This window comes from Ralstonia sp. 110700041-2, from assembly GCF_056280165.1.
Window position 1 is genome coordinate 231,444 of the sequence record NZ_JBSFAI010000006.1, and the last position, 12,182, is coordinate 243,625.

Here is a 12,182-nt window from a genome sequence, read left to right on the forward strand (position 1 = left end):
CCATGCCGGCGACCATCACGATCAAGGAAACCGACATCTTCACCGCGCTGCGCACGTTCATGCTGGGCATCCTGCCGGCGGGCGTCGAGGTGGTGAAGGCACAGGAGAACGGCGTAGCCGAGCCAGCGGTCCCGGACTTCGTGACGATGAACGTCATCACGATGCCGCGGCTGTCGACGAACGTCGACACGTTCACCGATCCCGGCACCGGTCTGGGCACACGCAACTCGCTCGCCTCGATGGCGATGCACGTGCAGCTCGACGTGCACGGCCCGAACTCAGCCGACAACACGGCGATCATCGCGACGCTGTTCCGCGACGAATATGGCTGCAATTCTTTTGCGTCCGTAAATTCGCAAATTCAACCGCTTTATTGCGAAGAACCGAAACAAATGCCGTTTATTAACGGTGAAAACCAGTTTGAACAGCGTTGGATTATTGACGCTGCTATTCAGTACAATCCAATCACTCAAACGCCGCAAGATTTCGCAGAAGCCGTTACGGTGCAAATCGTCAGCGTTGATGCGGCATATCCACCCGGAGCCTAAACCATGTCGATCCCGGCATCCCTTATCGCGTCTGCGATTCCGAGCGTTATCAGCGCGGGCGGCTCGGCGCTCGATCTGGTGGGGATTATCCTCACGACGAACCCGCGCGTGCCCATTGGCAGCGTGCCGACTTTCCCGACGCAATTGGCCGTCGCCAATTACTTCGGAGCTAATTCGCTTGAAGCGTCTTTGGCCTCTGTTTATTACAAAGGCTTTGACAATTCGACGAAAAAGCCGGGTTCGCTCGGCTTTATGCAATATCCGACTGCGCCGGTTGCGGCTTATCTGCGCGGCGGCTCGCTGGCAGCAATGACGCTCTCGCAGCTTCAGGCGCTGTCGGGCTCGCTGTCGGTGGTGGTGGATGGCTTCACCTGGGCGGCTGCCTCGATCAACCTGTCGAGCGCGTCGAGCTTCTCGGCCGCCGCTGCGACGATCCAAAGCGCGCTGGCAGCGACCACACAGACATCGGCCGCATTCACCGGCGCGATCAGCGGCACGACGCTCACCGTGTCGGCAGTAACGACCGGCGCAATTGCGATTGGCCAGAAGATCACCGGCACGGGCGTCGCAGCCGGCACCGTCGTGACGGGCTTCGTGTCCGGCACCGGCGGCACGGGCACCTACACGGTGAACAACACGCAGACGGTGGCAAGCGGCTCGATGACCGGCGCATATGTCGCGCCGGCTGTGACGTTTGACAGCGTGTCCAGTGCGTTCGTTGTCACGTCTGGCATCACTGGCGCCGCATCGACCATTGCTTACGCTACTGGCACGCTGGCTGCGGGTATCGCGCTCACGCAGGCGACCGGCGCCGTGCTGTCGCAAGGCGCGATCGCCTCGACGCCCGCCAACGCGATGAATGCGCTGGTGCGGCTGACGACCAACTGGGCGTCGTTCATGACGGCGTTTGATCCGGACAACGGCAGCGGCAACGCGCAGAAACAGGCTTTCGCGACCTGGACGGCGCAGCAGCCGAATCGCTACTTGTACGCCGCATGGGATCCGGACCAAAGCCCGACGACGGTCGTGCCGGCTACCTCCTCGCTCGGGTACATCGTCGATCAGGCCAACATGTCCGGCGTCGCGCCGATCTACCAGGACGTGAACCAAGCCGCGTTCCTGATGGGCATGATCGCCTCGATCGACTTCAGCGCGCGCGCCGGCCGCATCACAACGTCGTTCAAGTCGCAGTCCGGCTTGGCCGCCACCGTGACCGACCCGACGGTGTACACGAACCTGAAGGCCAACGGCTACAACTGCTACGGGGCATTCGCAACGGCCAACCAGCAGTTCACCTTCTTCACGCCTGGCCAGATCGCGGGGCAGTACGACTGGATCGATTCCTACGTCAACCAAATCTGGCTGAACAACCAGTTCCAGCTCGCGATCATGAACGGCCTGACGCAGGCCAACTCGGTGCCCTACAACGCCACGGGCGACGCCCTCATCGAGGCGTGGCTGATGGACCCGATCAACCAGTTCGCGAACTTCGGGGGCCTGCAAGCGGGTGTGCAGCTCTCAGCGGCACAGATTGCCGAGGTGAACAACGCCGCAGGCTTGGCGATCGACAAAACGCTGTCGACGCGCGGCTGGTATCTGCAGGTGCTCGCTTCGACGACTGCGGCGCAGATCCGTGCCGCGCGTCAATCTCCGCCGGTCAATTTCTGGTACATGGACGGCGGTAGCGTCCAAGTCGTCCAGATGGCCTCGGTCATGGTTCAGTAAGGGGAAACAAACATGGCAGGCACCATCACCAGCGCAAACAGCCAGATCTTCCTGGCTGTGAATACCGTCTTCCCGGTCGCCCAGCAGATTCAGGGCTACGCGGCCGAAGACATCTTCGACACGGACGACGTTGAACTCGCGGAAGTCGCGATGGGTCTCGACGGCAAGCAGGCAAGCGGCTGGATCCCGCACAACACCAAGTGGCGTATCACGCTGATGGCGAACTCGCCATCGATCGCGTTTTTCGACGCCTGGATCAACGCTCAAGACGCGCTGCAGGACGTCTACACCGCGACGGGCATCGTGCTGCTGAAAGGCCCGGGGCGCAAATACGCCATGGGCAACGGCACGCTCACGCGCGGCAAGGTCATGCCGGACGCCAAGAAGACGTTGCAGCCCGTTACCTACGAGATCACCTGGGAGTCGGTGCGCCCGGCACCGGTCTGATATGGCGCGCAAAACCACCACCTTCATTGCCACCGACGGCCGCGACAAGGGCAAGCGGTTTCTCATCACCGAGATGTCAGCCTACCAGTCGGAAGAGTGGGCCGCCCGCGCGCTCTTCGCGGTCATGCACAGCGGTGTCGAGGTACCCGACGAAGTGCTGTCGGCCGGCTTCGCTGGCGTGGCCGCCATCGGCATCAAGGCACTGACCAAGGTGCCGTTCGAGCTGGTCAAGCCGCTGTTCGACGAGATGATGACGTGCGTTCAGTTTGAGTTCGCCACCGGCCAGCAGGGCGGCGCCCGCGCGTTGGTCGAGGGCGAGAACGGCGACATCGAGGAAGTTGCGACACGGCTGAAGCTGCGTAAGGCGGTCCTCGAACTGCACATGGAGTCTTTTATCGCCGCCGACCCATCGACGCAGGCTTCTGGGTCGGCGAGTCAATCGGCGGCCTGATCGACTATCCGAACGTGCCGCGCAGCATTGGCGCGGTGCTGTCGAGCAGGCACGCCAACCTGCGCGAACTCCAGACTTTCTACGGCCAGGAAGACCTGCATGACCTGCTCGAAATAATCATCGTCGACAGCCACAACGAGCGCGTCGCGATGGAACGGAGAAAGTAACCGTGGCGACTATCGTCGATGCTCTGGTTGTGACCCTCGGCCTCGATGCCGCAGCGTTCAAGCGCGGCAAGGCCGAGGCCTCGCAGGCAACCAAGAAACTCACAGCGGAAGAGATCCGCGCCGCCAAGGAGATCGAGGCGCGCAACAAGCGCGCCGCCGACTCGTTCAAGCGCCTGCGCACCGAAGTCCTCGCGCTCGTCACCATCTTCACCGCCGGCCTCGGCATCAAAGGCCTGGCCGACTACACCGCGGACACCATCAAGGGCGCCATCGCTACCGGCCAGCTCGCACGCGAGCTGAACATGGTGCCCGGGCAGGTGCGCGCGGTCGAGCAGAGCTTCGACCGGCTGGGCGCGTCCGCTGGCGACGCAGACGACGCACTCAAGAGCATCCAGGAACAGGCCGCCAAGCTGCAATCGGGCGAGCTGGACAAGCGGCTGGAGGCGTACCTGCTAAATGCCAGCCGCGCGGGCGTGAACGCCGACGTGCGCGACGCCAACGACCCCATGAAGAAGCTGGAGCGCGACGCCGAGATCGCGCAGAAGCTCGCCAAGACGCAGGGCACCGGCTTCGCCATCCTGGCCATGCAGCAGGAGGGCTACACGCGCGCGATGGCCTACGCGCTCATGCAGGGCCCGCAGGCGCTGCGCGCGGAGATGGAGCGGCAACAGAAGCTCAACGAGCTGTCGGAGCAGGAAACCGACCGCCTGCGCGCGCTGAACAACCGCTGGAAGGATTTCAAGGAAGGCATCGGCAACACGATGCAGCGTGTGGTGATCGCCATGGCGCCCGGGTTCGAGACCATCATGGGGCTGCTCGAACGCCTCTCGAATTGGTTCTCCAACCACTCCGACGAGATTGGTGCACAGACGGCAGAGATGGCCGAAAAGTTTGCCGCCTGGGTGACCAGTATCAACTGGTCGCAGCTCATCGCCGATGTGAAGGAGTTTTTCCAAGAACTCGACAAAGGCGTGCAGGCGCTGGGCGGCTGGAAGGTCGTGCTGATGGCGCTGCTCGGCCTGAAGATCATCTCGATGGTGGCGCCTGTTCTGCAGCTCGCCGGTGCGCTCGGCGGCCTCGGCACGTCGCTGGGCGTGATCGGTCGCCTCGGGCCGGCGGCCATTGCCGTGCTGGGCGGCCTCGGCATCGCCAAGCTGCTCGGGCTGCCCGACGCCGACAAGTCGAAGGGACTCGAAGACATCAAGAACGGGAAGTGGTGGGCAGCTTCTGCCGACCTGCCGGCGGGCGACTTCCTCACCGCGCTGGCGGCCAAGGCCACCGGCAAATCGAATGCGGACGTTGCTGCATTCCTGACGCTGCCTGATTCGCTGGTGAAGAAGGCCGGCCCCACCGCCGTCGACGCGGCGTTGGCGACACAGGCCAAGTATGGCGTGCCCGCCGCGGTGACGCTCGGCCAGTATGGACTGGAGAGCGGCTTCGGCAAGCGCATGCCGGCTGGCAGCAACAACCCGTTCGGGATCAAGGCCACTGCCGGCCAGCCGTATGTCGAGGCGGAGACCACCGAGGTCGTCAACGGCGTCGCGCAGCGTGTGAAACAGCGCTTCGCCAAGTATGACTCCCTCGCCGACGCCTTCGATGCGCACGGGCGCCTGCTCGCCAACGGGAAGGCGTACGAAGAGGCGCGCAAGCATACCGACGACCCCATGGCCTACGCCGCCGCGCTGACCGGTAAGTACGCCACCGACCCCCAGTACGGCGCCAAGCTGCAGGCCATCATGGGCTCTTCAGCGCTGCGCCAGGCCAACGCCGCGCAGATCGCGCAGCAGAGCGCGCTGGCGGGCACGGCCACGCTGCCAGCGGCCGGCGCACCGACCAGCACTTCGACCAGCGAAACGAACATCAACGGGCCGATCAACGTCTACACCCAGGCCACGGATGCCAACGGCATCGCGCGCGACTTCGCGCCCGCCGTGCAGCGGCAGTCGATGGTCGCCCAGGCCAATACGGGGATGAGCTGACATGCCGATGCCTGACATTGAAGTCCCTGAGTACCCGGACGTGCCGGATATGCCCGGCGTGCCGCCGGTGCTGCGCAACCCACTTGCTGATCCTGGTCGCCTGATCCCGCAGCTCTTGAGCGGCGATGTGATCGGGATCCTCGACGACGTACTGCGGCCGGTCTGGGGCATCTTCGACGAGACTGGCGCGCCGATGGCGGTCGCCGATACGGCCACCACGCTGGAGTTTCGCGCGGACTCACGTGTCTCTGACTATCCGCAGGAAGAGGGCGCGTTCGAGTCCTACAACAAGGTGCAGTTGCCCTATGAGGCGCGCGTGCAGCTCGTGTGCGGGCGTTCGGTGGCCGATCGTGCGGCATTCCTGGGCGCAATCGAGGCTGCCAAGCAGTCGACCATGCTTTTCAACGTGGTGACGCCGGAGGGCGTCTATGCCAACGCGAACGTGGTCGCCTATGACACGCGGCGCGAGGTGCGCAATGGCGTGACGCTGCTCAAGGTGAACACGCACCTGGAAGAGATTCGGGTGACGGCCACCGCCGAGTTTGCGAACACCCAGAACTCGGCATCGGCAGATCCGGTATCTCAAGGGCAGGTGCAGCCGCAGACGCCGACGGCGGAGCAGAACGCACTCATCGGTTCGCAGGGGGCGTGATGCAGCTCATTCCAGTCACCGCCACGCCGTCGCAGAAGCTATCCGTGCTGCTCGCCGGCCAGAACTGCCAGATCAACGTCTACCAGAAGACGACCGGCCTGTATCTAGACCTCGCGATCAACAACGTGCCCATCAAAAGCGGCGTCGTCGCGCGTGATCGAGTGTGGCTGATCCGCCATCCCTATCTGGGCTTTGTCGGCGATCTCATGTTCGCCGACACGCAGGGCACCAGCGACCCGACTTACGACGGCCTCGGCACGCGCTATCTGCTCGTCTACCTGGAGGCGTCCGACCTATGAGCTTCACCCGCAAGCGCATCGACGTGACGCTCTCGCTGGGCACCGGCACCTTTGGCGAGGGCGATGCGAATACCGTCACCCTCACGGGCCTGCGCGTGCACGCCATCATTCAGGCGACCTACGGCGACGCTATGCCGGCCGCGCACGTGCGCATCTTCGGCCTGACGTTGCAGATGCTCAACGAACTCACATCCGTCGGCCTCATCAATTCGGGCGTGCGCTTCAAGAACACCATGCTGCTGGCAGCCGGAGACGACGAAACCGGGCTGAGCAGCATCTACAACGGCACGATCAACGAATCGTGGGCCAACCTGGACGGTATGCCCGAATCGTGCCTGGAGATCATCGGCGTGGCCGGCTTGGCGGCATCCCTGAAGCCCGTGGGCGCGCTGAGCGTACAGGGGCAGGCGGACGTGGCGACGATCATGCAGTCGCTTGCTACGCAGATGGGGTTCGCGTTCGAGAACAACGGCGTGCAGGTGCAGCTATCGAACCCGTATTTTCCCGGCACGGCGCTCGCGCAGGCGAAAGCATGCGCGCGGGCTGCCGACATCTCGATGACCATCGATCGCGGAACGCTGGCGATCTGGCCGAAGTTCGGGTTCCGCGCTGACCCCGAAGGGCCGCCTCTGATCTCGCCGGCCACGGGCATGCGCGGCTATCCGCGCTACTCAAGCAACGGGGTAGAAGTGTCAACCCTGTTCAATCCGCAGATCAAGCCCGGCGGCCAGATCGAGATCCAAAGCCAGCTCCAGATGGCATGTGGCAAATGGCTCGTCTCCAATGCCACGCACATCCTCGAAAGCGAGACGCCCAACGGTCAGTGGTTCACCGGCATTCTTGCGAGGCCGCAAAGTGTCTGACGCCCAGAACAACGCCTATCTCGGTGCCGCCGATCAGGCCACGGGCGCCGACCAGACCAATCTGCAATCGTTCCTGATCTGGCAGATTCTGCGATCGATCAGCGGCGCCAAGCTGGTGCAGGTCGTCGCCGTCACCAATAGCGGCGGCGTGAGTCCCGTCGGCTTCGTTGACGTGCAGCCGCTGGTCAATCAACTCGACGGCTGGAACAACGCGACGCCGCACGGGACCGTCTACCACCTTCCGTATTTCCGGCTCCAGGGCGGCACCAACGCGGTCATCATCGACCCGCAGGTCGGCGACATCGGTTTGGCCGTGGTGGAGGATCGCGACATCTCCTCGGTGAAGGCGACCAAGGTGCAGGCCAACCCGGGCTCGAAGCGCATTTTTGACATCGCCGACGGCCTGTATCTCGGGGGCTTCCTGAACGGCACGCCGCAGCAGTATGTGCAGTTCAGCGGGGCCGGCGTCGCCGTCGTCTCGCCGACGAAGGTGACGCTGCAGGCGCCGCTCGTCGAGGTCGATGCCGCTACGTCGTTCACGGTCAACTCGCCGCAGTCTGGCTTCAGCGGCACGGTGATCGTTCAGGGGCTGCTTTCTTGGCTGGCGGGCATGACCGGGAGTGCGATCAGCGGTGTCGCTTCCTATATCTCCGGCGCTGTGCAGTTCGTTGGCAGCATCACCTCGAACGGCAAACGCATTGACGACACCCACACGCACAACGGCGTTCAGCCGGGTGGCGGCAACAGCGGGAGTGTGAACTGATGGCCTCGACTCTTCTTCTCGATCGCACCCTTTGGGATCTGTGCTTGGATGCCAACGGCAACATCGCCATGGCAGATGAGCCATATGCCATCGCCCAGGACGTGGCCAGCGCCGTGCGCACGTTCCTGGGCGAGTGTTGGTTCAACGTCAAGGATGGCGTGCCGTACTGGTCGGAGATCCTCGGCCAGCGTCCGCCGCTGCAGCTCGTCAAATCGCGCATCGTCACCGCGGCGCTGACCGTCAAAGGCGTTGTATCCGCCCAGTGCTTCATCACCGGCTTTGAAGGGCGCGTGCTCTCCGGCCAAGTCCAGGTGACGACCGACGCGGGCGTCACGCTGCCGATCACCTTCTGAGGTTCCACATGGCCAATCCTTCCTCCAGCGTTCCGCCGATCAACTGGGCGCCCACCGGCCCCATCGTGCCCGCCGAGTCGGCCATCCTGGCCGGCGCGCTGGCCGATGCCAACGCCGCGTTTGGCGGCAACCTGAACACGACCAACGCCGACGGTACGCCGAACACAAAGACGCCACAGGGACAGTTCGCAACGAGCTGGGCAGCCACCATCGCAGCGAAGAACGACGACATGCTGCAGGTGGTGAACGGCGTCGACCCGGATACAGCCGACGGGCGGTTCCAGGATGCCATCGGCCGCATCTACTTCATTGAACGCAATCCGGCCCAGCCTACGGCGCTGCAGATCGCCTGCGGTGGGCTTGTTGGTACGGTGATTCCGCTTGGCGCGCGAATCGCCGACCAGAGCCAGAACGTGTACGTCTGCACGCAGGCCGGTACGATCCCCGCAAGCGGCTCAATCACGCTCGCATTCGCGTGCACCGTGACCGGCCCGACGCCGGTGCCGGCAGCAAATCAGGTGAGCATCAACCAAGCTATCCCCGGATGGGACACTGTAAGCGTTGTGTCTGGCGTCGCTGGCAACGTGGTCGAGAGCCGTGCCGATTTCGAGTACCGCCGCCGGCAGTCGGTTTCGCAGAATGCCTCGGGGTCTGTGCCTGCTGTGCGCGGGCGCGTGCTGAACGTCTCAGGTGTGCTCGATGCCTACGTGACTGACAACCCGAACTCGACGCCGCTCACGATTGGCGGCGTGAAGCTCGCACCGAATTCCCTCTACGTGGGCGTCTATGGTGGCGCTCCGCAGGACATCGCCAACGCCATCTGGGCAAAGAAATCGCCGGGCTGCAACTACAACGGCAATACGACCGTCACGGTATATGACACCGACGGATATCAGCAGCCTTATCCACAATATTCGGTCACTTATCAAACACTCACGCCGACGCCGATTCTTTTTTCCGTTCAAGTCGTAAATAACCCGAATTTGCCAACCAACTATGTGCAATTGATTAAAAACGCGGTTATTGCTGCATTCACGGGATCGGACGGCGGAGCGCGTGCTCGTAGCGGTACTACGTTGTTTGCAGGGCGCTATTACCCCGGTGTCATGGCCGTTGATCCATCAGTCGAACTGTTGTCGATTCAGCTCGGCATTGGCACAGCAAATTCCAATTCTGTTGCGATCGGGATTAATCAGTCGCCTACAATAACGGCAGCCAATATTTCAGTGACTGCGGTGTAAATGTTCAACGTCGAGCAAACCATCCTCAGCCAATACGCGAACAGCCCGACGCTCGTCCAGTTGATTAAAAACATGGACGACTACATCGACCCGAGCGCGGATATTGACGCCTTCTACAACCTGATCTGGAACGTGGACACGGCTGTAGGGAAGGGGCTCGACATCTGGGGAAAGATCGTCGGGCTGGAGAACGGTCGCAAGTTGACCATCCCGACGACCGAGATCAACTTCGGGTTTTCCGAAGCGGGCACGGCGAGCGCCCAGCCGTTCGACCAGGGTGTCTTCTACTCGGGCACGCCGGGCACGCAGACCTATGTGCTGCAAGACGCGCCATTCAAGACGCTGATCCTCGCGAAAGCGATGGCGAATATCACGGATTGCTCGATCCCCAGCATCAACCAATTGCTGCAGAACCTGTTTGCCGGCCGGGGCCGCTGCTACGTGAACGACCTGGGGAATATGCAGGTGCGCTACACGTTCGAGTTTTATCTCGAACCGTGGGAGATGGCCGTCGTGCAGCAGTCCGGTGTGCTGCCGCGCCCGACGGGTGTTCTCGCCTCCGTGGCGCAGGTTCCCGTGCCGAATATTTTTGGTTTTGCAGAAGCCGGTGCCAGTGCGGCTCCGTTCGACCAAGGCACCTTCTACTAAGGAAATTGACATGCAGTCGAGCCAAACACCGACTCTGATCCCACTTCCGTTCGCATCGGGCGGCGGCAAGAACACCATCCCGGAGGCCTCACAGCTTCCCGGTAACCCCGGTGGGGCATCGTTCACGGATGGTTTCCCGCCTGCGACGCGCACGCCTCTCGTGGCTGGCGGCATCCCACCTGCAGGTCTCGACATGAACGGGATTCTGTACATGATCACCCAGTCGACCCGCTGGTCGCATGCGGGCGGTCTGTATGGCTTCAGTTCCTCGTTTGCGGCGGACGTGAACGTCGGTGGCTACCCGAGCGGCGCCGAGCTGATGAGTGCAGATCTGCAGGGAAGCTGGGTAAGCCTGAACGACAACAATACCGACAACCCTGATACGGGACCCGGTACGAAGTGGGTGCCGGGCCGCACCTATGGCATCACTGCGCTTGGTGGCCTCACAAACGCCAACGTCACGCTCACGCCTGCACAGGCTGCCAAGAATAAGATCACGCTGGCCGGCACGTTGACGGGCAACATCCAGATCATCTTTCCCACTTGGTTGCGGAACTGGGAGGTCGTCAACAACACGACGGGCAGTTTCACCGTCACCTGCAAGACAGCATCTGGCACCGGCGTGACGGTGGCGCAGGGCGGGGTGCTTTCGCGCATTGCCTGCGACGGCACGAATATCGTGCAGTTGAATGAGCAGATGAACGTGGCGGCAGCCACGACCAGCACGAACCCCGTGCAATTGGGGCAAGTACAGACTCAGGCAGGGACGGCGTTCACGACCGCCGGCACTGCGCCGAGCTACACCTTGACGCCTTCGCCGGCCATTACCGCATACGCAACGAATCAACGCTTCAGCGTGACGTTCAATGCGGCCGGCACGACGGGCAGCAACACGATGAACATCAGCGGCTTGGGTGTGAAGAATCTCAAGCAGTATGACGCCAACGGCGTGAAGCAGCCGGCGGTGATTCCGGCATCGGGTTGGTCGTCGGATGTGGTCTATGACGGCACGGATCTGGTTGTGCTTGATCCGGTCGCGCCGAAGGTGAGCATTGCCGGCTCGATGCGTAACGCTAAGATCACAGTTTCGGCTGCTACTCAAACGCTCACTTTCACAGCGGATGAGGTCGTTGTGGAAACGGGCCTGGGCGGGATGGCGTACACGCTTTCAAATGTCAACGTGTCTGTCAACACTGCAGGCGTCGGCATTGGCGGGATGGACACTGGGTCGCCCCCGGCTAACGGATATGGCGCCCTCTATTTGGCCTATAACCCGGCAACCAATGCAGTCGGCTTGTTCTGCCAGAACGCAACGTCGTCAGCAGTCGGGAATGTCTATGGCGGTGGTAACCGACCGTCTGGTTATACGGCGACAGGTCTGGTGTCTGTATGGCCGACAAACGGCAGCGGGCAGTTCAAGATCGGCAGCCAACGAGACCGCTGGGTGTCGTTTCCCACGATCCTTTATCTCAGCTCCAGCACTGCGCAGGCGTCTCCGGCATCTATCTCGCTGGCAAGCGCTGTTCCGCCCAATGCCACATCAGTTCGCGGCTCCACCAACATCACCAGCTCCGCAACAGGTTTGCTCACGCTCAATCTGAGCGCGGATGCCAGCAACACAGGGCTGCAGGCATTTAGCTACGGGATCTCATCAGCCAGCCTGGGATATGCGAACAACTATGCGATCGACCTGATTACAGCGCAGACGCTGTATTGGGTATCGACGGTCGCCTCAGGAACGCCGACCTATCAAATCTACGCTTGTGCGTATCAGTTCTAACGAGGAAAAGAATGGCAACGATCATTGTCCAGTTCACCGATGCGAAGCAAACGGCAATCACCGCCTATTTCGGTGCACCACAAGACCCGGATGTGTATCCCAATCAGGCAGAGATCGACACAGCCGATAAGCGCTACGCGACTTTCTATAACGGGCAGTCTGCGCAGTTTCAAGCGTTCCTGCCGAGCCCAGGCTGAACCCGATTTTGAGACAACAGATGCACTTCAAAGAAAGACAGTTCGTCAGCTTGGGGGATAACCAGTGAG

Annotated in this window: 15 protein-coding genes; all 15 read left to right on the top strand. The window is 62.3% G+C overall.

What is annotated here, in order from left to right; all coding sequences use genetic code 11:
* The first annotated feature begins 2 nt into the window (after positions 1–2).
* The 15 genes from ACUXH0_RS11225 to ACUXH0_RS11295 are packed head-to-tail and all read left to right on the top strand — an operon-like array spanning position 3 to position 12,113.
* A complete protein-coding gene (locus ACUXH0_RS11225; RefSeq protein ID WP_182594853.1) occupies positions 3–548 on the top strand; it encodes a phage neck terminator protein in 546 nt (181 codons plus the stop codon).
* Positions 549–551: 3 nt separating this feature from the next.
* Complete coding sequence (locus ACUXH0_RS11230) at positions 552–2,273, top strand: DUF3383 domain-containing protein (protein WP_182594854.1); 1,722 nt, start codon at positions 552–554, stop codon at positions 2,271–2,273.
* A gap of 12 nt (positions 2,274–2,285) precedes the next feature.
* Positions 2,286–2,720 (top strand): phage tail fiber protein, encoded by a 435-nt coding sequence (locus ACUXH0_RS11235; RefSeq protein WP_182594855.1) that lies wholly within the window; start codon positions 2,286–2,288, stop codon positions 2,718–2,720.
* A 1-nt stretch (position 2,721) separates the two neighbouring features.
* Entirely contained in the window at positions 2,722–3,171 is a 450-nt protein-coding gene (locus tag ACUXH0_RS11240; RefSeq protein ID WP_182594856.1) for a hypothetical protein, read from the top strand.
* Positions 3,172–3,185: 14 nt separating this feature from the next.
* Entirely contained in the window at positions 3,186–3,338 is a 153-nt protein-coding gene (locus ACUXH0_RS11245; protein WP_310735959.1) for a transcription elongation factor GreA, read from the top strand.
* A 2-nt stretch (positions 3,339–3,340) separates the two neighbouring features.
* Positions 3,341–5,317, top strand: a complete 1,977-nt coding sequence (locus ACUXH0_RS11250; protein ID WP_182594857.1) for a glycoside hydrolase family 73 protein — start codon at positions 3,341–3,343, stop codon at positions 5,315–5,317.
* 1 nt (position 5,318) lies between these two features.
* Positions 5,319–5,969 carry a phage baseplate protein gene (locus tag ACUXH0_RS11255; RefSeq protein ID WP_137910674.1) on the top strand — a complete coding sequence of 217 codons (651 nt, stop codon included), beginning with the start codon at positions 5,319–5,321 and terminating at the stop codon, positions 5,967–5,969.
* The gene (locus tag ACUXH0_RS11260; protein ID WP_182594858.1) at positions 5,969–6,268 is read left to right on the top strand and encodes a phage baseplate plug family protein; all 300 of its coding nucleotides are present in this window, start codon (positions 5,969–5,971) and stop codon (positions 6,266–6,268) included. The genes ACUXH0_RS11255 and ACUXH0_RS11260 overlap by 1 nt, the downstream gene beginning before the upstream one ends.
* Positions 6,265–7,131 (top strand): baseplate hub protein, encoded by an 867-nt coding sequence (locus ACUXH0_RS11265; protein WP_182594859.1) that lies wholly within the window; start codon positions 6,265–6,267, stop codon positions 7,129–7,131. The genes ACUXH0_RS11260 and ACUXH0_RS11265 overlap by 4 nt, the downstream gene beginning before the upstream one ends.
* Complete coding sequence (locus ACUXH0_RS11270; RefSeq protein ID WP_182594860.1) at positions 7,124–7,894, top strand: oxidoreductase; 771 nt, start codon at positions 7,124–7,126, stop codon at positions 7,892–7,894. The genes ACUXH0_RS11265 and ACUXH0_RS11270 overlap by 8 nt, the downstream gene beginning before the upstream one ends.
* Complete coding sequence (locus ACUXH0_RS11275; RefSeq protein ID WP_182594861.1) at positions 7,894–8,247, top strand: contractile injection system sheath initiator; 354 nt, start codon at positions 7,894–7,896, stop codon at positions 8,245–8,247. Before ACUXH0_RS11270 ends, ACUXH0_RS11275 begins: the two co-directional genes overlap by 1 nt.
* Positions 8,248–8,255: 8 nt before the next feature.
* A complete protein-coding gene (locus tag ACUXH0_RS11280) occupies positions 8,256–9,488 on the top strand; it encodes a baseplate J/gp47 family protein (protein WP_182594862.1) in 1,233 nt (410 codons plus the stop codon).
* Positions 9,489–10,136 carry a DUF2612 domain-containing protein gene (locus ACUXH0_RS11285; RefSeq protein ID WP_182594863.1) on the top strand — a complete coding sequence of 216 codons (648 nt, stop codon included), beginning with the start codon at positions 9,489–9,491 and terminating at the stop codon, positions 10,134–10,136.
* A gap of 10 nt (positions 10,137–10,146) precedes the next feature.
* A complete protein-coding gene (locus ACUXH0_RS11290) occupies positions 10,147–11,916 on the top strand; it encodes a hypothetical protein (protein ID WP_182594864.1) in 1,770 nt (589 codons plus the stop codon).
* 11 nt (positions 11,917–11,927) lie between these two features.
* Positions 11,928–12,113 (top strand): hypothetical protein, encoded by a 186-nt coding sequence (locus ACUXH0_RS11295; protein ID WP_182594884.1) that lies wholly within the window; start codon positions 11,928–11,930, stop codon positions 12,111–12,113.
* Positions 12,114–12,182: the final 69 nt, after the last annotated feature.

Bases quoted from the DNA above. Each gene is read 5' to 3' on its own strand.
- ACUXH0_RS11225 (WP_182594853.1), top strand. From the start codon at position 3: ATGCCGGCGACCATCACGATCAAGGAAACCGACATCTTCACCGCGCTG.
- ACUXH0_RS11230 (WP_182594854.1), top strand. From the start codon at position 552: ATGTCGATCCCGGCATCCCTTATCGCGTCTGCGATTCCGAGCGTTATC.
- ACUXH0_RS11235 (WP_182594855.1), top strand. From the start codon at position 2,286: ATGGCAGGCACCATCACCAGCGCAAACAGCCAGATCTTCCTGGCTGTG.
- ACUXH0_RS11240 (WP_182594856.1), top strand. From the start codon at position 2,722: ATGGCGCGCAAAACCACCACCTTCATTGCCACCGACGGCCGCGACAAG.
- ACUXH0_RS11255 (WP_137910674.1), top strand. From the start codon at position 5,319: ATGCCGATGCCTGACATTGAAGTCCCTGAGTACCCGGACGTGCCGGAT.
- ACUXH0_RS11260 (WP_182594858.1), top strand. From the start codon at position 5,969: ATGCAGCTCATTCCAGTCACCGCCACGCCGTCGCAGAAGCTATCCGTG.
- ACUXH0_RS11265 (WP_182594859.1), top strand. From the start codon at position 6,265: ATGAGCTTCACCCGCAAGCGCATCGACGTGACGCTCTCGCTGGGCACC.
- ACUXH0_RS11275 (WP_182594861.1), top strand. From the start codon at position 7,894: ATGGCCTCGACTCTTCTTCTCGATCGCACCCTTTGGGATCTGTGCTTG.
- ACUXH0_RS11280 (WP_182594862.1), top strand. From the start codon at position 8,256: ATGGCCAATCCTTCCTCCAGCGTTCCGCCGATCAACTGGGCGCCCACC.
- ACUXH0_RS11285 (WP_182594863.1), top strand. From the start codon at position 9,489: ATGTTCAACGTCGAGCAAACCATCCTCAGCCAATACGCGAACAGCCCG.
- ACUXH0_RS11290 (WP_182594864.1), top strand. From the start codon at position 10,147: ATGCAGTCGAGCCAAACACCGACTCTGATCCCACTTCCGTTCGCATCG.
- ACUXH0_RS11295 (WP_182594884.1), top strand. From the start codon at position 11,928: ATGGCAACGATCATTGTCCAGTTCACCGATGCGAAGCAAACGGCAATC.